At 60.4% G+C, this 21,468-nt stretch carries 16 protein-coding genes; 9 read left to right on the forward strand and 7 right to left on the reverse strand.

The window, feature by feature from the left end; translation table 11 throughout:
- Position 1 precedes the first annotated feature (1 nt).
- Entirely contained in the window at positions 2–1,855 is a 1,854-nt protein-coding gene (flgK, locus tag IG616_RS02645) for a flagellar hook-associated protein FlgK (RefSeq protein WP_192146101.1), read from the reverse strand.
- Between the two features lie 64 nt (positions 1,856–1,919).
- Complete coding sequence (locus IG616_RS02650; RefSeq protein ID WP_192146103.1) at positions 1,920–3,302, reverse strand: flagellar hook protein FlgE; 1,383 nt, start codon at positions 3,300–3,302, stop codon at positions 1,920–1,922.
- A gap of 304 nt (positions 3,303–3,606) precedes the next feature.
- Between IG616_RS02650 and IG616_RS02655 the strand changes: the two genes are divergently transcribed.
- The 7 genes from IG616_RS02655 to IG616_RS02685 all read left to right on the forward strand — a co-directional run bounded on the left by IG616_RS02655 (position 3,607) and on the right by IG616_RS02685 (position 10,875).
- Complete coding sequence (locus tag IG616_RS02655; RefSeq protein WP_192146105.1) at positions 3,607–4,452, forward strand: AAA family ATPase; 846 nt, start codon at positions 3,607–3,609, stop codon at positions 4,450–4,452.
- Position 4,453: 1 nt separating this feature from the next.
- A complete protein-coding gene (locus tag IG616_RS02660) occupies positions 4,454–4,978 on the forward strand; it encodes a hypothetical protein (protein WP_209007235.1) in 525 nt (174 codons plus the stop codon).
- Positions 4,979–5,068: 90 nt separating this feature from the next.
- Entirely contained in the window at positions 5,069–5,575 is a 507-nt protein-coding gene (locus IG616_RS02665; RefSeq protein WP_246476097.1) for a SixA phosphatase family protein, read from the forward strand.
- A gap of 69 nt (positions 5,576–5,644) precedes the next feature.
- Positions 5,645–7,150, forward strand: a complete 1,506-nt coding sequence (locus IG616_RS02670) for a YcjX family GTP-binding protein (RefSeq protein ID WP_192146110.1) — start codon at positions 5,645–5,647, stop codon at positions 7,148–7,150.
- Positions 7,147–8,202 carry a YcjF family protein gene (locus IG616_RS02675; protein ID WP_192146112.1) on the forward strand — a complete coding sequence of 352 codons (1,056 nt, stop codon included), beginning with the start codon at positions 7,147–7,149 and terminating at the stop codon, positions 8,200–8,202. Before IG616_RS02670 ends, IG616_RS02675 begins: the two co-directional genes overlap by 4 nt.
- A 197-nt stretch (positions 8,203–8,399) precedes the next feature.
- Positions 8,400–9,575 (forward strand): vWA domain-containing protein, encoded by a 1,176-nt coding sequence (locus tag IG616_RS02680; protein WP_192146689.1) that lies wholly within the window; start codon positions 8,400–8,402, stop codon positions 9,573–9,575.
- An 85-nt stretch (positions 9,576–9,660) separates the two neighbouring features.
- A complete protein-coding gene (locus IG616_RS02685; protein WP_192146115.1) occupies positions 9,661–10,875 on the forward strand; it encodes a hypothetical protein in 1,215 nt (404 codons plus the stop codon).
- A gap of 186 nt (positions 10,876–11,061) precedes the next feature.
- Here IG616_RS02685 and IG616_RS02690 read toward each other — a convergent pair whose 3' ends face one another.
- Both IG616_RS02690 and IG616_RS02695 read right to left on the reverse strand, forming a co-directional pair.
- Positions 11,062–11,487 carry a universal stress protein gene (locus IG616_RS02690; RefSeq protein WP_192146117.1) on the reverse strand — a complete coding sequence of 142 codons (426 nt, stop codon included), beginning with the start codon at positions 11,485–11,487 and terminating at the stop codon, positions 11,062–11,064.
- Between the two features lie 65 nt (positions 11,488–11,552).
- Positions 11,553–12,341, reverse strand: a complete 789-nt coding sequence (locus IG616_RS02695; RefSeq protein ID WP_192146119.1) for an AraC family transcriptional regulator — start codon at positions 12,339–12,341, stop codon at positions 11,553–11,555.
- A 166-nt stretch (positions 12,342–12,507) separates the two neighbouring features.
- Here IG616_RS02695 and IG616_RS02700 point away from each other — a divergent pair, with 166 nt between their 5' ends.
- Complete coding sequence (locus tag IG616_RS02700; RefSeq protein WP_192146121.1) at positions 12,508–13,737, forward strand: MFS transporter; 1,230 nt, start codon at positions 12,508–12,510, stop codon at positions 13,735–13,737.
- A gap of 112 nt (positions 13,738–13,849) precedes the next feature.
- Here IG616_RS02700 and IG616_RS02705 read toward each other — a convergent pair whose 3' ends face one another.
- The 3 genes from IG616_RS02705 to IG616_RS02715 all read right to left on the reverse strand — a co-directional run bounded on the left by IG616_RS02705 (position 13,850) and on the right by IG616_RS02715 (position 15,255).
- Entirely contained in the window at positions 13,850–14,170 is a 321-nt protein-coding gene (locus IG616_RS02705; RefSeq protein WP_192146123.1) for a 2Fe-2S iron-sulfur cluster-binding protein, read from the reverse strand.
- Positions 14,171–14,369: 199 nt separating this feature from the next.
- Positions 14,370–14,720, reverse strand: a complete 351-nt coding sequence (locus IG616_RS02710; protein WP_192146125.1) for an Hpt domain-containing protein — start codon at positions 14,718–14,720, stop codon at positions 14,370–14,372.
- Between the two features lie 277 nt (positions 14,721–14,997).
- A complete protein-coding gene (locus tag IG616_RS02715) occupies positions 14,998–15,255 on the reverse strand; it encodes a hypothetical protein (RefSeq protein ID WP_192146127.1) in 258 nt (85 codons plus the stop codon).
- Positions 15,256–15,563: 308 nt separating this feature from the next.
- Here IG616_RS02715 and IG616_RS02720 point away from each other — a divergent pair, with 308 nt between their 5' ends.
- Entirely contained in the window at positions 15,564–21,407 is a 5,844-nt protein-coding gene (locus IG616_RS02720; RefSeq protein ID WP_192146129.1) for an apolipoprotein A-IV repeat region-like domain-containing protein, read from the forward strand.
- The last annotated feature ends 61 nt before the right edge of the window (positions 21,408–21,468 follow it).

Genomic DNA, 21,468 nt, shown 5'->3' on the forward strand with positions numbered 1-21,468 from the left:
CCTATACCGCGTTCAACAGGGTATCGAAGAGTTCATTGACCGTCTGCATGACCCTTGCATTCGCTGCGTAGGCGTTCTGCAACTGGATCAGAAAGGCCATCTCGGCGTCCACGTCGACCGAGTAGCTTTCTTCGTAACGGATTGCCAGGTTCGAGGTCAGCGTCTGCTTTGCCTCCGAATAGGCCTGCGCATCGCTTGCCTGATTGCCCTGATAGGAAATCACCTGGTTGATGTAGGTCAGGATCGACCCTTCATAGGGTGTCGTCGAGCTGCCAATGCCGGCAGACGGATCGAAGGACACACCGCTCCCGGTCAGCGCGTTCATGAGATATTCCGCACGGGAAGAATCATTGACCGAGTTGGTCTCAGGTACAGTCTGATAAGTCACAAGTTGAGAGCTGTCTGCAAGAAGACCGGAGCTGACTGCAATGGAGGCGGCATAGCCTGTCCGTTGCCCGCCCTTTTCCAGCGCATCCGTGAAAAGCTCTTCGCCTGCACGCTTGTCCACGAAGACGGCCAGGCCTAACCCCTGATCGGTGTCATCGGTCACAGTGACATTCGCAGTCAGCGAAGAAACTGTTGTCGCAGTTGCAGTATCGCCGAGAACCTGAAGATTGCCGGAGCCGTCGTCACTGACATTGAGATCAGTCGCGGCCAAAGCCGCAATAATCTGAGTGACATAATCAGCAGTGCTGCCGCTGGAAATGTCGATGCCATAGACCACATCGTCCGCCCGCGCCGTGGCTGTATTGCCGAGGGGAAGAAGCGAGGCATCCTCGACTGCGACAAATGAGACGTTTTGGGTATTGCCTGAGGAGTCAACATAGGTCAGGGAAACCGTGTTTCCTGCCTGCAAAGCGGAAAGATCCAGCGTGTAACCGCTCTCCAGGCCAACCGTTGTGGCCGTGCTCGCAACGTTGACATTCGACATCGCCAGCGACATTTCCGCAGCGATGGTATCGAGCTGCGCCTGGGCCTCGACCAGCACGTCGTCGCGCAGCTGGCTCAGCGCCACTATCGAGCCCGAGGAAGAGGCCTGAATCAGATCATATTTGGTTCCACCTGGCGTCGTTACCATAATGCTCGCGCCAGACTGGCCGGGTTGAAGCGAAGGCGTGGCCTCAAAGCTCAGTTTGGAAACACGGTTGTCAGCATAAAGCTGCTGAGCGTTCTGGGTCGAGATTTTCAGCGTACCGTTACTGTCCTGCTCGACACGAATATCGAGATATCCCGAAAGCTGCTCCACGTAACGGTCGCGCTGATCTTCCAGCTCCGCGGTACTGATCCCCAATGCCTTCGACTGAAGAATCTGATCGTCGGTTTCCTTGATGTTGTTCAGCAGACTGTTGACGTCTTCAGTCTGTACACGCAGGGAGTCGTCCGCATCCTGGCGCAGGTCGTTGATTGAGGCATATGTGCGGTTCAACTGCCGGGCAAGGGCGTCTGCAGCCGCAACGACTTCGGCCTGCGCGGAGTTGGAGCCCGGCGTATTGACCAGGGCGGACAGGCTGTTCGCGAAATCCGTCGCCAAATTGGCTAGACCGGAACCGTCGTCCAGAGTTCCAATCAGGTTGTCCAGCCGGTCAGTGAAGTTCGCGATTTGGTCGGCGTATTTGTTATCCGCAAGGGAGGAGAAATAAGCAGTCTGAATCCGCTCATCGACCTGACGGATAACATCGGAAGTGACGACACCTGTAACGTTACCCGCGGAATCGAAGAAGACGTTCGCCTGAACGGACTTAGTAGAATATCCGGCGGTATCTGCATTCGCGATGTTCCCAGCCGCAACGTCGATCTGACGCTGGCTGTACTGGATGCCGAACAACGCGGTATTCAGGGCGGAAGTCAAACCCATGTCGGTGTCTCCTTCACCTCAGGGACGGACCCGGCGGGCTTCTCCCGCCGGGGGTCAGGAGCGGTTAGCGAACCATGTTGAGGGCGGAGTCCAACATGTCATTGGACGAGGTCACCACTTTCGAGTTCGCCGAATAGGCCTGCTGAGTCACGATCAGCTTTGCAAATTCGGAAGCGATGTCGGCATTCGACAATTCCAGAGCGTTGGACTTGATTGCCCCTCCACCGCTTAGGTTCGGCACACCTGATGTCGGAGTAGCCTTGAAGGCAGCCCCATTGACACGCTCCAAATTCTGGTCAGCATCAAAGGTTGCAAGCGGGATATCGTAGAGACCCAGCGTCTGGCTGTTGGAATAGGTCGCATTGATACGGCCCGATTCATCGATGGAAATTCCAACAAGATCCCCGGCTGCGTAGCCGTTCTGCTCCAGATCCACGGAGGTCGCGACACCCGAAGAGTTCGAGTACTGGGTCAGAGCGGTCGCTCCGAACGAGATTTCAATACCCGTTGCCGTCACATCGCCGATCGTCAGGCTCGCGATATCAAACCCATCGCCGGACCCATTAACCGCACCGGTCGTACCTGACGTCAGCGTGCCCATAGCGCCTGTATCGTCAAAGGCCACATTACCGACTTCAAGCCATGCCGGATCGAGCCCGCCGCTGCTGACGAACATGCTCCACGTATCATCGACCGGGACGGAGGCATCCGCGTTAACTGTCTTCGCCCAGCGCACCTCGACAGCCAGCGGAGTACCATTGCTGTTGTAAACAGTGATTGATCCGCCAGAGATCGACTGATCGATAAATGTATCTTCATTCGCTGCGGAAATATCCCCCGCACCAACTGTAGCGGTATCCAGAAGAGCCGTCGCCTTGCTGACACCATCGTAATCCGTCGTTTTTGGCACCAGAGGCAGGCTTGCCTGATAATCGATCGTCGTTGTCGCCTTTGCCGCCATCGGCTCCTTGCTGATCTGAATGACACCGGGATTATCGCCAACCTGGTTGCCCGTATCCACGTCCAGCGGGAAGCCCTGCAGATAGTACCCCGAGGTATTCACCAGATAGCCGTCGTCATCGATCTCGAAGTCGCCGGCACGGGTGTAGTAATCGGTGTCAGCAAAAGTCGTCTGACCATCAATCACATCATTGGCGGACGTCACGATGAAATAGCCATCGCCATTGATCGCCATATAGGTATCGACATCCACCGAAGAGATATCGCCCTGCAGACCGTTCGTGGCGCGGGAAGTTGCATAGGTCGTACCCGCCACCTGATCTGCCTGACGGGCACCACCACCCGACACCAGATCCGAGAAGGTCGTGTCCAGCCGCTTGTAACCTGTGGTTTGCGAGTTGGCGACGTTACCGGACAGGTTCTCCAGCGCCTTGGATTGCGCCGAAAGCCCGGACACCGCAGCATTGATTGCCCCGTAGATACCCATTTCACATCCTCTTAAGTGACACAGGCCCAGCCTGAAAACTGAGGATGAGATCGCAAAGCCCGTGCCAACCGCCAGGCGATTTTTTAATTTCTTTAAATTCAATACCTTAGACGAATTTTGAAAAGTATTTTTCTTTATATTGCCAAGGAAGGAATGACCTAGCGGCAAAAGTTTCCCTGCATGTCCGGCAATTTCTGTAGGCTGCAACAAAGATTGCATAGCAACTCTTGCCCAGTCCCGGCCACCTTGCCCTGCCCCGGCCCTCCCTCTACTCTCGGCACAACAGAAGGAGCGGAACCCGAAAATGCGCTTTGAAGGCACTGACAGCTATATTGCCACGGAGGATCTGCGGATCGCCGTCAACGCCGCCGTTGCCCTGGAGCGGCCGCTTCTGGTGAAGGGGGAACCGGGCACCGGTAAAACCATCCTTGCCGAACAGGTGGCAGCGGCCCTCAAGGCCCCACTGATCGAGTGGCACGTGAAGTCCACGACGCGTGCCCAGCAGGGGCTTTATGAATACGATGCCGTCTCACGCCTCAGAGACAGCCAGTTGGGCGACGAGCGGGTGCGCGACATCCGCAACTACATCCGCAAGGGCAAGCTGTGGGAGGCCTTTACAGCCCCTGAGCGGCCCGTACTCCTGATCGATGAAATCGACAAGGCGGATATCGAGTTTCCGAACGACCTGCTGCTCGAACTGGACCGGATGCAGTTCCACGTCTACGAGACTGGGGAAACCATCAAGGCCGTCCGCCGCCCCGTGGTGATCATCACATCCAACAATGAGAAGGATTTGCCGGACGCCTTCCTGCGCCGCTGTTTCTTCCATTTCATCAAGTTTCCTGACAAGGAAACCATGGCCGAAATCGTCGAAGTCCACTTCCCCGGCCTGAAACAGCGCCTTTTGAACGAAGCCCTGACACTTTTCTACGACATCCGTGATGTGTCAGGCCTCAAGAAGAAGCCGTCGACCTCCGAGCTGATCGATTGGATCAAGCTTCTGGTCAATGAGGATATCGACCCGGAGGTTCTGCGCCGCTCGGATACCGCAAGCTTGATCCCGCCCCTTCATGGCGCCCTGCTCAAGAATGAGCAGGATGTGCATCTGTTCGAACGGCTTGCCTTCATGAGCCGGCGGGAGCGGCAGTAACATGCCCGGCAGGCTGCTCATTGTTGTGATCCTCGCGGTTTCGCTGGCAGGCGCAGCAATGGCGCAGACTGCGGGGAACGAGGAATCCGAGTGGACGCCGGACGTCTATGGCGTGCGGCACTTCTCCGGACTGCGCTGCCCTGACGTGGTCGGTTTCGTGTTCCGGACAAAGCTGCTGTCTGCCGATGCGGACCGCATGGCAGGCTGCGTTTATGCAGGCGATGCGGGGATGCAGCTTGTGCTTCGCTCGCATTTGAGCGGAACGGGCGCGAGAGCTGCCGAGACCTTTCTCGAGAGCTACAGGGCCGCAGGCTTCCATGAGGTTTCCCTGACAGGCCCCGCCAGCCGCGGCATCTCCTTCCAGACACGCGACTGGGCTCCGGGCATCCTTTGCGAGACGCTTTGGTATTTCAACGGCAAGAAGGCGGACTACAGTCTCTGGATGTCCTATTCCCTGCCCTCGCAGGAAGCGGATATCGTCCCTGCCCTCAAGGCGTTTGAAGATCTCCTTGCCCGTCAGAACTAACCTCGAACATGGGGCTGGCGTAACTTGTCCCCGCGCCCTACATGCCGGATGCCCTGCCCCACATAGGAGGAACTTTTGGCCCGCCTCATATTGCTGCGCCACGCAAAGTCAGACTGGTCCGACAGTTCACTGAAAGATGTCGACAGACCCCTCAACGCAAGAGGGCAGAAGTCAGTCCCTGCGATTGGCAGATTTATGGCGGACAACCGCCTGTTCCCGGATCTCATCCTCTGCTCCACGGCGCAGAGAACCCGCGAGACTCTCGCGGGCATCATGCCCTTTCTGCCGCGTGAGGGCGAAGTGCGTCTGCTGCGCGCGCTCTATGACCAGAGCGAGGACAGTTATATCCCTCAAATACGCAAGCAGGGTGGCACGGCCCACACCCTTCTGGTGATTGGCCACAACCCTGCCACAGAGGAAACCGCTCATGAGCTTTTCGGCTCTGGCCCGGCAGACCTGAAAGCCGATATGGAGGCCAAGTATCCCTCCGGCGGCCTCTGCGTTCTCGACTTTGATCTGGAGGACTGGAGCAAGCTGATCCCGGAGACGGGACAGCTGATCCATTTCGTAAAACCCCGGAACCTGATGTCCAGTTGACGCTGAGGCCCGACTGAGCGATTGCAGGCAAGGCGCTTGCTCCCTACATGCAAGTCTGGAGGTTCCCGTTTGACACCCTTTCAAACTCTCGCAGACGAAGCCCGTCTGGCACTGGCCAATCTCGGTGATGCAGCCACCAGCCTTGCAGTCCCCACCCTGCGCATCGGCGTGACCGGCCTTGCCCGCTCCGGCAAGACTGTGTTCATCACGGCCCTGGTACACAATCTGATCCATGGCGGGCGCCTGCCGCTGTTTTCCGCCGCCTCTGGCGGACGGATTGCCCGCGCCTATCTCCAGCCGCAGCCGGACGATGCCGTTCCCCGCTTCGATTATGAAGCCCATGTGGCAGCCCTGACCGGTGACCGGGTCTGGCCTCATTCCACACGGCAGGTCTCCGAGCTGCGCCTGACCATCGAATTCGAAAGCACCTCCTATCTCAGCCGTAAGCTAGGTTCAGGCAAGCTGCATCTCGACATCATCGACTATCCGGGAGAATGGCTGCTCGACCTGCCGCTCCTGAAAAAATCCTACGCCGAATTTGCCGCCGAGGCCGTGCGCCTTGCCCGTGGAGCAAACCGCACCGGCCTGTCCGATGAATGGCTCACGATCGCTGGCGGGCTGGACCCGCAGGGGCCGGAAAGCGAGATGGATGCCCAGCGTCTTTCCGCAGCCTTCAAGTCTTATCTCTCCGCCTGCCGCGCCGATACCCACGCCTTGTCCATGCTGCCGCCCGGGCGGTTCCTGATGCCCGGTGATCTGGATGGCTCGCCTGCCCTTACCTTTGCGCCGCTCGACATCCCTTTTGATGCCGCAGCCGGCCGCCCGGGAACCCTGCTGGCCATGATGGAGCGGCGCTTCGAGGCCTATAAGACCCATGTCATCCGTCCCTTTTTCCGCGACCATTTCGCCCGGCTCGACCGGCAGATCGTGCTGGTAGACGCCCTTCATGCGTTGAACGCAGGCCCCACTGCCCTGTCGGACCTGCAATCCGCTCTTGGCGAGGTGCTGACCGCCTTCCGGCCTGGCCGCAGGTCCTGGCTCGGCTCGATCCTGACCCGCCGCATAGACCGCATTCTGTTTGCCGCGACCAAGGCGGACCATCTGCACCGGGACGATCACGACCGGCTGCAGAAGATCCTGAAACGCCTCGTTGCCAGGGGCATCGAGCGCGCAGAATTCAGCGGCGCCGAAGTGGAGGTTCTGGCCATGGCCGCCGTACGCGCGACGCGGGAGGCCACCGTAAAGCAGGACGGGCAGGAGCTGCCTGCCATTTTGGGAACGCCTCTGCCGGGGGAAATGATCGACGGTAGATCTTTCGACGGCGAGCGGGAAATCGCAATGTTTCCCGGAGACTTACCGGAAGATCCGGACTCACTTTTCGAGGCACCTGACTCAGATCCTGAGGCCCTTCACACGGGTGCTGACGCAGCACATGAAGAAACAGGGGCCGACCTCAGGTTCCTGCGCTTCCGCCCGCCCCGTCTGGACCGCACCGCCGAAGGCATGCCCCTGTCCCTGCCCCATATCCGCCTCGACCGGGCGCTTGAATTCCTGATCGGAGACCGGCTATCATGAGCGATCAATTCTCCAGTTCTGGTTCTGGCCGCCGCAAGCCTGCCGCCTTCGTTCTCGATGAGGACAAGGTCCGCTTCGGTCCCGACGATCTCGGCCGCCCTTTGAAAGGCGAGGCTGTCATCCTGCCCGATCTGACCGAAGAGGATCTGGAAGCGGAGGCGCGCACCGCCGCTCTTCCGGCCACACGGAAGAAGGCAGGCTTCGGCAAGTGGCTCGCCATAGGCCTTGGAGGCCTCGTCAGCCTCTCGGTTGGCCTGGCGGTGGACGCCCTGATCCGGGACCTCTTTTCCCGCACCGACTGGCTCGGCTGGACCGGCGTTGCCCTGGCCGCGCTCGCCGCCTGCGGTCTTCTTGGCCTGATCGCCTCCGAACTTCTCTCCCTGCGCCGTGTGGCGAAGATCGACCACCTGCGCGACGCCTTGAGTGACGCAGCAAGCCGGAACGACACGAAAGCCGCCCAGAAGAGCCTTGGCGATCTAACAGCCCTTTACTCTGCCCGGCCCGAGACCGCCCACGGGCGGCAGGTTCTGGCAGGCCACATGCGCGAGGTGATCGACGGACGCGACCTGATCATTCTGGCCGAGCGTGACTTGCTCGCGCCGCTCGACGCGCAAGCGCGGGCGCTGGTCATGTCCAGCGCCAAGCGGGTCTCTCTCGTCACCGCCGTCAGCCCGCGCGCGTTGGTGGACCTTCTCGCCGTGCTTTACGTCAACATGCGCACCATCCGCCAGCTGTCCGAGCTTTACGGCGGACGGCCCGGCACCCTGGGCTTCCTGCGCCTTGCCCGCCATGTCGCCACCCATCTGGCGCTCACCGGCGGCATGGCAGCTGGCGACAGTCTTGCCTCTCAGGTGCTTGGCCATGGTTTAGCTGCCCGCCTCTCCGCGCGCCTCGGTGAAGGGGTGATCAACGGGCTACTGACCGCCCGCATCGGCATCGCCGCCATCTCGGTCTGCCGCCCCGCCCCCTTCATCGCGGGCAAAGGGCCAAAGCTCTCCGACTTCATGGGCGAGCTGGTGACCCGCGCCGAAAGGCAAGACAAGCAGGGGTAACCCTCACCCGCCGCTGCGCGGCGACCTCTCCCAGGCTTGGGAGAGGTGAGGCCGAACCTGCCGCTCCGCCCTCCCAATCCCTCAGCCTCCCGCATGCCCCCATCACCTCTCCCGGGACCGGGAGAGGTCGGCGCAAAGCGCCGGGTGAGGGTCGAATGCCCCTTCCCCGTCCAAGCCTTTCCCGCTACCTTTCTCCCATGTTCGTCAATTTCTTCACTGAGCTGAAATCTGCCGGGGTTCCCGTTTCCTTGCGGGAATATCTGACCCTCATGGAGGCGCTGGAGAAGGATCTGGCGGAGCGGCGGGTGGAGGATTTTTATTATCTCGCCCGGGCCGTTCTGGTGAAGGACGAGAGCAACCTGGACAAGTTCGACCGGGTGTTCGGTCAGGTGTTCAAGGGGCTGGACCTTTTGAGCGACGCGCCCTCCGGCGAGATCCCGGAAGAATGGCTGCGTAAGCTGGCTGAAAAGCATCTGTCAGAGGAAGAAAAGGCCCAGATAGAGGCCCTTGGCGGCTTTGAAAAGCTGATGGAGACCCTGCGCGAGCGCCTGAAGGAGCAGCAGGCGCGCCATCAGGGCGGCAACAAGTGGATCGGCACAGCCGGCACCTCCCCCTTCGGCGCCTATGGCTACAATCCGGAAGGCGTGCGCATCGGCCAGGACAAGAGCCGCCACCGCCGGGCTGTGAAGGTCTGGGACAAGCGCGAGTTCAAGGACCTGGACGACAGCCAGGCCCTCGGCACGCGCAACATCCAGGTGGCGCTCAAGCGCCTGCGCCACTTTGCCCGCACGGGCGCTGCCGAAGAGCTGGACCTCGACGGCACCATCCGCTCCACCGCCCACAAGGGCCTTCTGGACGTGAAGCTGCGCCCGGAACGGCGCAATGCCGTGAAGGTGCTGCTGTTCTTCGATATCGGCGGCTCGATGGACGACCATATCCGCATTTGCGAGGAGCTGTTTTCTGCGGCGCGGACAGAGTTCAAGGTCATGGAGCATTTCTACTTCCACAACTGCCTTTACGAGTTCGTCTGGAAGCAGAACAGCCGCCGCCACTCCGAGCGGATCGCCACTCTGGACCTCTTGCACAAATACCCCTCGGACTACAAGGTTGTCTTCGTCGGCGATGCGTCCATGAGCCCCTACGAGATCGCCTATCCGGGTGGTTCGGTGGAGCACTGGAACCCGGAACCGGGCAGCGCCTGGATCCAGCGGGTGACCCAGCTCTACAAGAGCGCGGTCTGGCTCAACCCGCTGCGCGAGGCCCACTGGAACTACACCCACTCCATCCGCATGATCCGCGAGCTGATGGAAGACCGCATGTACCCGCTGACCGTGGAAGGCCTGACAGAGGCCATGAAGGAACTGGCGCGGTAGGGTATGCGGAAGGTTTTGGAACTCGCTTAACCTGCCATGAAGAGATGCACTTTACCCTCCAGACACGTTCTGAGAGTGGTCCTTCATGCAAGCAATTTTCCGCCCGATCTCAATCCTCGCCTGCGCCCTTTTGCTTGCCGCCTGCGAGCGGAATGACCCGCGTTATCCGGTCTTTTATAGCTACCGCGTCGACGTGAAAGTCGATGGCGTTCCGGTCACCATCGAGCGGGTGATCAAATGCACGGGAACCCTGGTCACCGACTGGATGGTCTCTCCGGGAACCACGACCGGAGGCGACTATGCCAATCCGCCGGTGATCGGTGCCAAGGTTCCCGGCACCAAGTCGGCGGTCTACACGCCAGTGATACACGCTTGCCGTTGGGCATCGGCTAGCCCAAGCGAGATCGAGGAAGACAAAAAAAAGGTCCACCGGTTTCTGGCGCAACCTTTCACAGAAGAACACTCGAAGTTGAAACCGGATTCGAAGATGCCGGTCCTGTGGGTGAACGATGCCGAGACCTTCGACCGCATGGAATATTACGTCAGCGAGACGGGACTTTCCGGCAAGCAAGGCCATGTGGAGTTCATCAAGGTCTATCCGCCGGTCAAGGTCGATAGAAGAGCGTTCAGGGCATCGGAGAAGCGGGCAGGGACCGAAAGCCCGGATCTGACGCCGTTTATCTTTCCTAGGGACAACGACTACGCCTACGGCACGACGCTCTACAAGGAGCGCGGAATGCGACCGGGAATCCGTATTGTATCGGTCTGTTACGGGGCCTGGCGGTTTCCCAAGTCTGAATGGTCCAAGGTGCCAGGGCTTGAGGAATGGGTCGCAACATTACCTAAAAATGGGCGCGCTTATCTGATATCTGATGAGCTGTGGCCGAATTTCACACAGACGTTTCAACACGAAGGCTGGCGTAGTGACCCTTCTCTCGTTCCGGTTGGCTATATGCCGAAAGGAGAGGGTGAAAAAGTCGGTCGTTTCGCGACTTACGACACGATCCATCCGGTCTTTTCGACCGACGAAGGCTCTTATGTGGATCTCAATGAAAGTGGATCTTTCGGCTGCATTTATGAACCGATGTATCCCAACAGGTGGCAAATCAATGTCGACCGAAGCACGAAGCCGACTGCGTCTTATCCGATGAAGCTCGAAGCAAACCGACTTTGGGCTGATTTCAGGCCAGCAGATAATCCCGTCTATGTCGCTGAATTGGATGAATTCATTGTTTTTACGAGTCTTTCGGCCGGGCCGAATGTGCTCGATGAACCTGTTGTAAAAGGATGGAAAGAATGACAACGAGCATTGTCGACCAGTTCGACTGTCTGTGACATCTCAAGCCTCCTCTCCAAACCAAAACCGGGACCGGAAGGCTTTCCGCCTGCCGGTCCCGGTGCCTCAAAGCGAGGATAGGACGCCTCCCCTTCCCGGTCCGCATCTTACCCGCCGGGATGAAATCCTCTTGCCCTGAGGGATCTCGCCTCAGCCGCGCAGCACCATGACGGAGCACGGGGCGTGGCGGACGATATGGGCGGCGTTGGAGCCAATGAAATAGGTCGCAAGGCCCGGCTTGTGGCTGGTCATGAGCACCAGATCGCAACCCGTCTCCTGGGCGCTGTCGATCACCTCGTGATAGACGGAGCCCGTACGCACTTCCGTATCGACGGCTTCCGGCACCAGATCCATGCCCTTGGCCAGCTCGTCCAGCATCCTGCGGGTCTCACGCTCTTCCTTCTGCTGAAAACCGTCCGGCAGCTGGCTGGCGACAAAGCTCTGCACTTCCGGACAGACGCCCAGAAGATGCACCTTGCTGCCATGCTCACGGGAGAATTGGGCGGCCTTCTTGAGGGCTTCTTCGGCGAAGGCAGGCTCGGCCGGATCAACCGGCACCAGGATCTTCTTGAACATGTCGTTCTCCAGATTTCATTTAGCTGGATACTTAAACCTGCTCCAAAAACCGTCCTTGAGCTACGTCAATCTGGCGGGGGATTATCGAAATAACGCCCTGGCGTCACGCCAAAGGCCTTGCGGAAGACGGAGACGAAGGCGCTTGGCCCCTCATAGCCGAGTTTGTGCGACACATCCGACACGCTCATGCCGGTGGCCAGCAGCTCCAGCGCGCGGAACAGCTTGGCCTGGCGGCACCAGCTGCGATAGCTCAATCCCGTCTCCTGCGCGATGCGCCGCTCAAAGGAGCGCACCGAGGTCGCGCAGCGCTCTGCCGCCTCGCTGAGGCCGGGCACCTCGCCCGGACAGCGGACGATGCTTTCGCACAGATCCCTCAGCTTGCCCTCCCGTGGCATGGGCAGCTGCAACGGTGCCTCCGGCAGAACCCGCAGCTGGTCAAGGATCACCGCCCCGATCCGCGCCGCCGGCCCCTCGAGGGTCTCGGAGCGGGAAAAAGTCATGAACTCCAGGATCAGTTCGCGCAACAGCCGGGTAACCTGCACGACAACCGTCGAACGCGGCAGGCCGGGCGCCGCGTCTTCCGCCACATAGAGAAACCGCACGTCCGTATCTGCGAGATACCGTCCCCGGTGACTGACGCCCGCCGGGATCCATACTGCCCGCTCCGGCGGCACGAAAAAGGTTCCCGTCCCTGTCTCCAGCGCCGCCGATCCGCTGATCACGTGATAGAGCTGGCACGTGGGATGAGAGTGCCAGTCATTCAGACGCCCCCGTTTTCCCGTGCTGGCATAACCGAGCAGCGGGACATCTGGCAGCTCGTCCGGCAAATCGTAAAGTTCGGCATGAATGCTCATGATGCCCCCTCCCCCTTGCGTCCGGGCGTCCGGCGGCAGTGGCAACACCGGACCCGATTTTCGTCATTCTGGCGGATCAGAGACATATCTTGACGAAATAGCGCTAACACGCAACAGGACAATCCAGATAAAACGCTGAAATTCCCATCAGCAAAGCAGATTGACCATGAGTTACTTTACCCGTTCCGTTGAGACCCAGACCGCCACCGGCTGGCGCTCTCCCGCCGTTCTCCTGATGATCATGGCGGGTGCCATGCAGCTGTCCTTTGCGGCCTGGTGGAACCTCATGAACAATTTCGCGGTTCAGGAGCTCGCTTTCACCGGCAAGGAAATCGGCATTCAGCAGTCGATCCGCGAGATTCCAGGCTTCCTCAGTTTTGCGGCGATCTACTTCCTGCTGGTCATGCGGGAGCAGACCCTGGCCTATGTCTCGCTCGCCTTTCTCGGCATAGGCGTGGCGGCAACCGGCTATTTCCCGACTGCGACCGGGTTCTACATCACCACCTTCGTGATGTCCGTCGGCTTCCACTATTACGAGACGATGAACCAGTCCCTGTCCCTGCAGTGGCTGCCCAAGGCGACGGCGGCGGCCTCCATGGGCAAGATCGTCTCGGTCGGAGCCTTCGCCCAACTGGTCGCCTATGGACTGATCTTCGTCGGCTGGAAGACCTTCGACCTGTCCTTCACCACCGTGTTCCTGATCGCGGGCTGCATGACGCTGGCGGTTCTGGCCTTTGTCGTCTTCGCCTTTCCCAGCTTTAAAGAAGGTGTCCCCCAGCGGAAGAAACTGTTCCTGCGCAAGCGCTATTGGCTCTATTACGCGCTCACCTTCATGGCAGGCGCCCGGCGGCAGATCTTCACGGTCTTTGCGGGTTTCTTGATGGTCGAACGTTTCGGCTACCACGTTCATGAAGTCGCTGCCCTGTTCCTCTTGAACGGCCTGTTCTCCATGCTGCTGGCCCCCAAGATCGGCCAGCTGATCGTCCGCTTTGGCGAGCGCAAGGCCCTGATGGTGGAATATGTCGGACTGATCCTGGTCTTCGTGTCCTATGCCTATGTCACCGACGAGCGGATCGCCGCAGGTCTCTATGTGGTCGACCACGCCTTCTTTGCCATTGCGATCGCGATCAAGACCTATTTCCAGAAGATCGCCGATGCGCCGGACATTGCGCCAACGGCCGGTGTGGCCTTCACCATCAACCACATTGCCGCCGTCGTCATTCCGGTAACCTTCGGATTGATCTGGCTCGCCTCTCCGGCTGCGGTGTTCCTGACAGGAGCAGGCATGGCGCTCATCAGCCTGCTGCTCGCCTCCTTCATCCCGTCGGATCCGGATGCAGGCAACGAGGTCGACTTCTGGTTCCTGCCCCGGCCCATGACACAGCCGGCCGAGTAAAACCAAAGGGGCCGCGCTTCACAAAAAACCCGCCGGAGCGATCCGGCGGGTTTTATATGTCTACGGCATCTGCATGAAATGCCGGTCTCCCTCAAAGACGTTCAGAGCCGGGTCAGGCCTGGCGCTCAGGCACATGGACGATGAGGCCGTCCAGCTCATCTGTCACCTTGATCTGGCAGGACAGACGCGAGTTCGGCTTCACATCATAGGCGAAGTCGAGCATGTCCTCTTCCATGGGTTCAGGGGATCCGGTCTTGCCGGTCCAGGCCTCGTCCACATAGACATGGCAGGTTGCACAAGCGCAGGCACCGCCGCACTCGGCTTCAATTCCCTGCACCATGTTCTTGATGGCGTTTTCCATAACGGTGGAACCGACCGGAGCCTCGACTTCGGTACGGGCACCGTCTGCTGTGACATATGTGATTTTGGGCATGATCCGCGTCTGATCAGATGAGAAGGAATGGTTCCTTCCCGACATAAAGGTTTAGGCTCAAAGGTCAAGAACAGACACATGCCGAGCAAGGCGATTTGCAGCTCCGTGAGAACGCCGCCGCCCCAGGAGGCGGCAAGTCCCGGCCGCCACCCTTGCTAGTGTTGCCCAACCAATTCCGACCCCTGACTTCAGGTCAAACCTAAAGAAGGGAACCAATATAGTCATTGACCTCAGCGACCGCGGAGACCAGAGGCCGGAAATCCGGAGCACCGCCCGCTGCCAGAACAGCTTCCAGCTCTTCGCAAGCCTTTGCCACGTGGTCTGCTCCAATTGCCCTTGCGGACCCCTTGAGGGTGTGGATCAGATCCTTGCGCACCAGATCGGAGGCTTCCTGATCGATACGGGACATCATGCTGCTGGTCTGGGCCCGGAACATGCGAAGGACCTCGCGCTCCAGATCCCGGTTTCCGAGCGTATTGGCGGCCAAAGATACAAGATCAATGGGAGCCGGCTGCTCATGGCGGGTTTCAACCCGTGCTGTCGATGTCATAGCCATCTTGCGTTACCCCGCTTGGCTTGTTGGGGCAGCACCGCTTCTCCCCACGCGCAGCTGCCATAAGCACGATCTTGCGCCTCTAAACCAAACGGTCCGTTAAGACCCCTCCCTAACGTCAGGTGACTCGCGGATGTCCCCAATAAAGTGAATCTTTGGTTAACGTCTGTTGAGACACTTTAACGAATGGTTTCCGCCCTCCGGATAGCCCCTTCGCGGACGAGTTGGCCACTGTTTTGCCGGAGGCCGGAACAAACCGGGGCGCCGGTCCTGTTCAGGGCTTCACACCGAGAGCAGCCCGGCCCTTGTCCGTCAGCTTGCAGACAAGCCAGTCAGGCTTGATTGGGTTGGAAAACCAAGGCTCTGCCCATCCATGTTCAAGGCAGGATTGAATCGTGCGTGCCGGAATTTCGCGTCCGTTCCGGTCAAACAGCGGCAGTTTGCCACCGGCCTGAGACAGGCCCATTTTCAACCATCGCTGTTGCGCATCCGAGGGTACAGCCGGACGCTGACGTCCGATTTTCTCCGTCATGACTCGTCCTCCAGAGGCATTTCCCACTTCTCATCCACCATGATCAGGCACCTCTAGCCCCTTAAAACGATTGCTGTTTGTTGTTCCTTAGGCAAGAGTGTGCCATTAGGTAGAGCGATGCGGCAAGGTGGGGACAAGGCTGCGCAACTTCCTGTTGCCAGCCGGTCAGCGGCGGCCCCCTACCAAGCCAGGCCACGAAAAGCATCGAACACGTACGGTTTGCGCTTTTCATGGCCAGCGTGTCCGCTGTCCGGTCCAAGTCTCCGGCTGCGGATTAGTATTGAGTACGGACGTGAGGCGATCCAACAATGGCAAATCCCCCGAAGGTGAAAGATCCTGCGGAAGCGGCACTGTCCGCTGTCGAAGAAGCTCTGAAGCTTGACTTTGGCGGCCCGGACACCGGCGGCAACGCAACAGCGTCAGCCAGCCCTATGGCAAGCGAGCCGGATTCCCAGAGAAAGACCTCCAGCAAGGCGGAAGAGCGCGAAGAAGGTGGCAGCCGCCGCCGTCGCGGCCGTGGCGGACGCCCGCCCGCAGCCAATGACGACCGGCGCAGCATCGGCAACCTGATCTATTCGCTTCAGCGCCGTCCGTCTTCGGTTCCGTTCTGGGGAGCCCTCGCCCTGTCGATCGTCTGGGCAACCGTTGGCTTCAGCCTGACCATGTCCGCCTTCGGCGATAAGCTGTCGAACGCTTCAGGTCTCGGCAACCTCAGCCAGTCTCCCGAGCTGATCCTCTCCGCGGTTGCCATCGTGGTACCGATCGTCTTCTTCTGGGTCATGGCGATGATGATCTGGCGTGCGCAGGAAATGCGCATCGTCGCGCGTGGCATGACGGAAGTCGCCCTGCGTCTGGCAGAGCCGGAAGACATGGCGAAAGAGTCCATCCTGTCTGTCGGCCAGGCCATCCGCCGCGAAGTCTCCGCAATGGGAGACGGTATCGAACGGGCGATTGCACGTGCCAGCGAACTGGAAGTGCTCGTTCACAACGAAGTCTCCTCGCTGGAACGCTCTTATAATGACAATGAGCTGAAGATCCGGTCCCTTATTGAGGAACTGGTTTCCCAGCGCGAGTCCATTTCTCTGAATGCTGACCGTGTCCGTGAGACGATCTCCGGCGCACACGAGAGCTTTGCCGCACAGCTTTCCAGCGCCTCTGAGGAAATCGGTTCTTCCGTCGACAAGGCAACCGAGCGTCTTGTTGAATCCGTCAGCTCCCGCATCGAGCACATGACCGGCGCGGTGGACACCCGTATCAATGCCCTGAGCGAAAGCCTCAACGCTTCCGGCAATGAACTGGTCGAAGCACTGACCGTGCGTGCAGATGACTACGTCGCCCGCCTGTCCTTGACCGGCAACGAGCTGGTCGACAACCTGTCCAAGACTGGTAACGAGATCTGGGAAAACCTTTCCCTGCGCGGTACCGAGGTTAATGACCGTTTCGAGATCACGGCAAACAGCTTCGTGGAAGCCCTTTCCATCCGCGGCACCGAGATCAACGAAACGCTCAACTCCTCCAGCTCCCGTGTGGTGGAAACCCTCACCCAGAAAGCGGAGGAATTCCGCAACGCTCTGGAAAGCACCGGCGCGACCGTTGGCGACACCATCAGCCAGCGCAGCCAGGAAATCAACGAAACCCTCAATTCTTCCAGCTCCCGCGTCATCGAGACGATCAGCACGAAGACAGAGGAGTTCCGCACCGCCCTGGAAGCAACCGGCAACTCGGTCGGCGACACGATCAGCCAGCGCGGCGAAGAGATCAACGCCAACCTGTCGATCACCAGCAGCCGCCTGATCGATACGGTTTCCGCCCGCACCGAAGAGCTTATCTCCACGGTCGATACCCGCGTCACCAATCTGGACAACTCCCTTGCCGAAACCGGCAACCGGGTGGTCGAAAGCATTTCCGAACGCGGCCAGGAAGTTACCAACACCATCTCCCTCCGCGGCGCGGAAATCGTCGATACCCTGTCCGAGCGCAGCTCTGAAGTGGCCGAAATCCTCCGTGGAACAGGCGAATCCATCGTGGTTGACCTGTCCCTGCGCGGCGGCGAAATCGCCTCCAAACTGGACGAGACTGCCGGCACGCTTACCGAGACCATCACGGTCCGCGGCGGCGAACTGGCCGAAAAGCTCGATACGATCTCCGAACGCATCTACACAGCGATCTCCATCAATGGCACCGAGCTGGACGAGCGGCTGGCCGCCCGTTCCAACGAGATGGCCACGATCATGGAACAGCAGAGCCTCGGCTTCCGCGAGTCCCTGGAAAGCGTGTCCTCGGATATTTCCGCGACCCTTGGCTACCAGACGCACGAAATCACCCAGCGCCTGGCCGACACCGGCACCTCTCTTGCCGAACTCATCGGCAGCCGGGGTGAACGGGTTGCCCAGAGCATCAATGCTGCTGGCGATCTGATCAGCGAAACCCTGGAAACCCGAGGGCAGATTCTGACCGACGGCCTCGCCACGCATCTTGGCGAACTGGACAAGATCGTCACCGAGAAGGGCGGCGCCCTGGTTCAGGCTTTCGACACCAAGTCCCTGCTGCTGTCGGAATCTCTCGACAGCCGTCTTGCGACGCTGGACACGACCTTCTCGGCCCGCATCGACAGCATGGACGCGTCTCTGGGAAGCCGGATCAACACGCTCGACCTTATCCTCGATCAGCGGACTGCAACCTTCGAGGCAGCGCTCGAAACCCGGACCAACCTGCTCTCCGAAGCCATCGAACAGCGGACCTCCGGCATTTCTGAGGCTCTGGAAGAAAAGACCCGGAACATCTCCGACATTCTGGCCGACCGTTCGGATGCCATCACCATCCAGCTCGGCCAGCGCGTGGAAGCTGCAGGCACCACCCTTGCCGACCGCGCCGAAGAGATCACCAAGTCGCTGTCGGAACGCGTAGATTACGCCGCGACCTCCATGGCGGAAAAGGCGGATCATCTGGCAGCAACCATGTCCGCCGGAACGGAACGCATTGACGAAACCCTCGACAACCGCGCCCGTCAGATCAGCGAAACACTGATCTCCCGGACCCGCGAGATCGCCAAGGCCTTCGTCGATGGCCAGGAAGAAATGACCAGCGCGCTCGACAACCGTCTGGTGGAAGCAGGCTCTGTCCTGTCCCGCCAGAGCGAGCAGCTGACGGATGCCCTGTCCGAGCGGATCGCAGAGATCAACGTCGCCCTTGGCGCCAAGGTCTTTGAAGTTGCCGAAACCCTCGACACCCGCGCAGGCCAGCTGGAAACCGTCCTGACCGAGCGTCTGGAGCAGATCTCCGGCACCCTGACCGGCGAAAGCGAGAAGGCCCGCGACATCCTGACCGGTGTCATCTCCGAGGCCAGCCAGACCCTTTCGGGCGAAAGCGCCCGCATGCGCGACATGGTCAAGGAAGCGGTGACTCAGGCCGTCGACTCCCTGTCCGAAGAGCGCACCCGCACAGTCGACCTCGTCACCGAAAGCGTCAATGCTGCGACCAGCAAGCTGTCTGGTGAAGGCGACCGCATGCGCCAGATCGTTCTGGGCTCCGTGGGTGAAGCCCGCGGCGTTCTGGTCGGCGAAGCACAGCGTGCGGCCGAGGCCATCACAGGCGCCATGTCCTCCGCGACAGGCTCTCTGCAGGGTGAAGGCGAGCGGATCCGCGAACTGGTGCTCTCTGCTGTTGGAGAAGCCGCCCGCAGCCTGGCCGCAGAAAGCGAAAAGGCCCGGACGCTCTACGCCGGGACCTTGGCCGAATTCTCCGGCTCCCTCACCGGGGAGAGCGAGAAGGTCCGCACCGACATGGCACGGACCATTGCCGAGATCTCGGGCAACCTGTCTGCAGAAAGTGAACAGGCCCGGCTGACCCTGCACAAGACGCTGGAAGAGATCCGCGGCCAGATGACCGGCGAAGCCGACATGGTTCGTGCAAGGGTCAATGCAGCGATCAACGAAGCAGCAGACCTGCTGGCGCGCCGCGGCAATGCCGTTGCAGCCGAACTGCTGGAAAAGGCAACCACACTCAACGAAGCCTTCGGCGCCCGCTCGGGAGAGCTGGCCAAGCTCGTCGGCACGGATGGCAACGAGCTCATCGAAGCCATCGAACTGCGGGCCAGCGACCTTACAGGCCGCGTGTCCGCAATTCACCGCGCGATCCTGGATGCGATCACCATCAAGGGCCAGGAAGTCAGCGATACCTTTGCCCAGAACGGCCTGGAAGCAACCCGCTCCCTGGTCGATGCAGGTGACCGTATCGCCCTGACCCTGAACGAACGCACCGAGCAGGCTGCGGCCCTGATGACCGATACGCGGAACCGTCTGGAAACGGACATCTCCGCGATCCTCGATACGGTCAGTGCGAAGGGCCAGGAAGTCAGCGAGCGGTTCACCCAGAACGGCATGCAGGCAACCCGGTCCCTCGAAACCGCAGGCGACCGCATCGCGGCCACCCTGACCGAGCGCACCGAACAGGCCGCAAGCCTGATCGGCGAGACCAAGCACCGCCTCGTGGACGATATCACCGTCATCCTCGACGCTGTCTCAGCCAAGGGACAGGAAGTCAGCGGCTCGGTGGCTCAGAACGGCCTGGATGCCGCCCGCTCCCTGGAAAGCGCCGGCGACCGCATCGTCACCGCCCTCACCGCACGTGCGGAACAGGCTGCAAATCTGCTGGGCGACACCAAGCACCGCCTGGAAGCCGATATCTCGGCTATCCTGGCAAAGCTGGATCAGTCCAACGCGGTCCTGCAGGGTGTCGTCAGTTCTGCCGAAACCAATCTTTCGGACGTCGAGATCAACCTCGGCCGCCGCGCAAACGAGTTCCGCAACGCCGTTGAACGGGCCGTTGCTGAAACCAACTCGTCCACCGGCGTCATCGGTGAACAGGTCGATGCTCTGCGCACCGTTACCGAGACGACCCTTGCAGACATCCAGACGCTGGCGTCGCGCTTTGCCGATCATGCTGGCGAGCTGAACACAGCAGCACGTCATCTGGACGATACCAACCGCTCCGTGGACAAGCGCATCTCCGAGCGCCGCACGGCCATCGAACAGGTCGCAGACACCCTGCTGGCCAAGACCGAGGCTGTCGACAACTTGATGCGCAGCTTCACCAGCACCCTTTCCGAGACGCTGGAAACAGCCGACGACAAGGCACGTGAAGCCGCCCACATGCTGGGAGCCGCCGCAGAGGCTGCAACCAAGCAGGTGTCCGAACAGTTCGAGTCCATGCGCATGACCGCTGGCATGGAAGGCCAGAAGGCCCGTGACGCCATCCGCTCCGCGCAGGATGACATCATCTCGGAAATGACCCGGACCGTGGCAGATGCGACAGAGCGCTTCAGCGATGCGGCGACCCGCATGCGCGACGTTGCCCGCGACGTCAACCGCGAGCTGGAGGCCACCCGCAACGAGCTGAAGCAGGGCGTTCTGAACCTGCCGGAAGAAGCCGAAGAGTCAACAGCTGCGCTGCGCAAGGTGGTCAAGGAGCAGATCCGCGCCCTGACCGAGCTGTCGGATATCGTCTCCAAGCAGTCCAACGCTCTGGATATCTCCCGCCCGGGTGACCGCCAGGCAGCCGCCGCTCCTGCCGCCTATGCGGCACCGGCACGTGCCCAGACGGTCAGCCAGCCAGCTCCCGAGCCGCGCAAGGAAGTCCGTCAGGAGCCGCGCCCTGCCCCGGCAGCCCGCGCTGCAGAACCGGCACGCCGTCCGGCAGCCCCTGCGGCTCCAGCCGCTGAGGCTGGCTCCAAGGGCTGGGTCTCTGATCTCCTGCGCCGAGCCTCCCGCGATGAGGACCAGGGCCAGGCTCAGGGACGCTCCCCGCTCCACACGGTGGAAAGCCTGAACTCGCTCTCCGTGGACATTGCCCGGGCGATCGATCACGAGACCTTCGTGGATCTGTGGGACCGGTACAAGCGCGGCGAAAGCCACGTCTTCACCCGCCGTCTCTACACCCTGCAGGGACAGCAGACCTTTGACGAGATCCGTCAGAAGTATGCCCGCGATCCCGAGTTCCGTACCGCCGTGGAGCGTTACGTGGCAGACTTCGAGCAGTTGCTCGCCCAGGTCTCCCGCAACGACCGTGACAACATGCTGAGCCAGACCTATTTGAGCTCGGACACGGGCAAGGTCTACACCATGCTGGCCCACGCCAGCGGCCGCCTCGACTAAGAGGCAGCACCTAAGCGAAACAGAAAAAGGCGGGCCTCACAGACCCGCCTTTTTTCTTACG

This window comes from Roseibium litorale (assembly GCF_014842915.1).
Classification (GTDB): domain Bacteria; phylum Pseudomonadota; class Alphaproteobacteria; order Rhizobiales; family Stappiaceae; genus Roseibium; species Roseibium litorale.

Bases quoted from the DNA above. Each gene is read 5' to 3' on its own strand.
- flgK (WP_192146101.1), bottom strand. From the start codon at position 1,855: ATGGGTTTGACTTCCGCCCTGAATACCGCGTTGTTCGGCATCCAGTAC.
- IG616_RS02650 (WP_192146103.1), bottom strand. From the start codon at position 3,302: ATGGGTATCTACGGGGCAATCAATGCTGCGGTGTCCGGGCTTTCGGCG.
- IG616_RS02655 (WP_192146105.1), top strand. From the start codon at position 3,607: ATGCGCTTTGAAGGCACTGACAGCTATATTGCCACGGAGGATCTGCGG.
- IG616_RS02660 (WP_209007235.1), top strand. From the start codon at position 4,454: ATGCCCGGCAGGCTGCTCATTGTTGTGATCCTCGCGGTTTCGCTGGCA.
- IG616_RS02675 (WP_192146112.1), top strand. From the start codon at position 7,147: ATGAGCGATCAATTCTCCAGTTCTGGTTCTGGCCGCCGCAAGCCTGCC.
- IG616_RS02680 (WP_192146689.1), top strand. From the start codon at position 8,400: ATGTTCGTCAATTTCTTCACTGAGCTGAAATCTGCCGGGGTTCCCGTT.
- IG616_RS02685 (WP_192146115.1), top strand. From the start codon at position 9,661: ATGCAAGCAATTTTCCGCCCGATCTCAATCCTCGCCTGCGCCCTTTTG.
- IG616_RS02690 (WP_192146117.1), bottom strand. From the start codon at position 11,487: ATGTTCAAGAAGATCCTGGTGCCGGTTGATCCGGCCGAGCCTGCCTTC.
- IG616_RS02695 (WP_192146119.1), bottom strand. From the start codon at position 12,341: ATGAGCATTCATGCCGAACTTTACGATTTGCCGGACGAGCTGCCAGAT.
- IG616_RS02700 (WP_192146121.1), top strand. From the start codon at position 12,508: ATGAGTTACTTTACCCGTTCCGTTGAGACCCAGACCGCCACCGGCTGG.
- IG616_RS02705 (WP_192146123.1), bottom strand. From the start codon at position 14,170: ATGCCCAAAATCACATATGTCACAGCAGACGGTGCCCGTACCGAAGTC.
- IG616_RS02710 (WP_192146125.1), bottom strand. From the start codon at position 14,720: ATGACATCGACAGCACGGGTTGAAACCCGCCATGAGCAGCCGGCTCCC.
- IG616_RS02715 (WP_192146127.1), bottom strand. From the start codon at position 15,255: ATGACGGAGAAAATCGGACGTCAGCGTCCGGCTGTACCCTCGGATGCG.
- IG616_RS02720 (WP_192146129.1), top strand. From the start codon at position 15,564: ATGGCAAATCCCCCGAAGGTGAAAGATCCTGCGGAAGCGGCACTGTCC.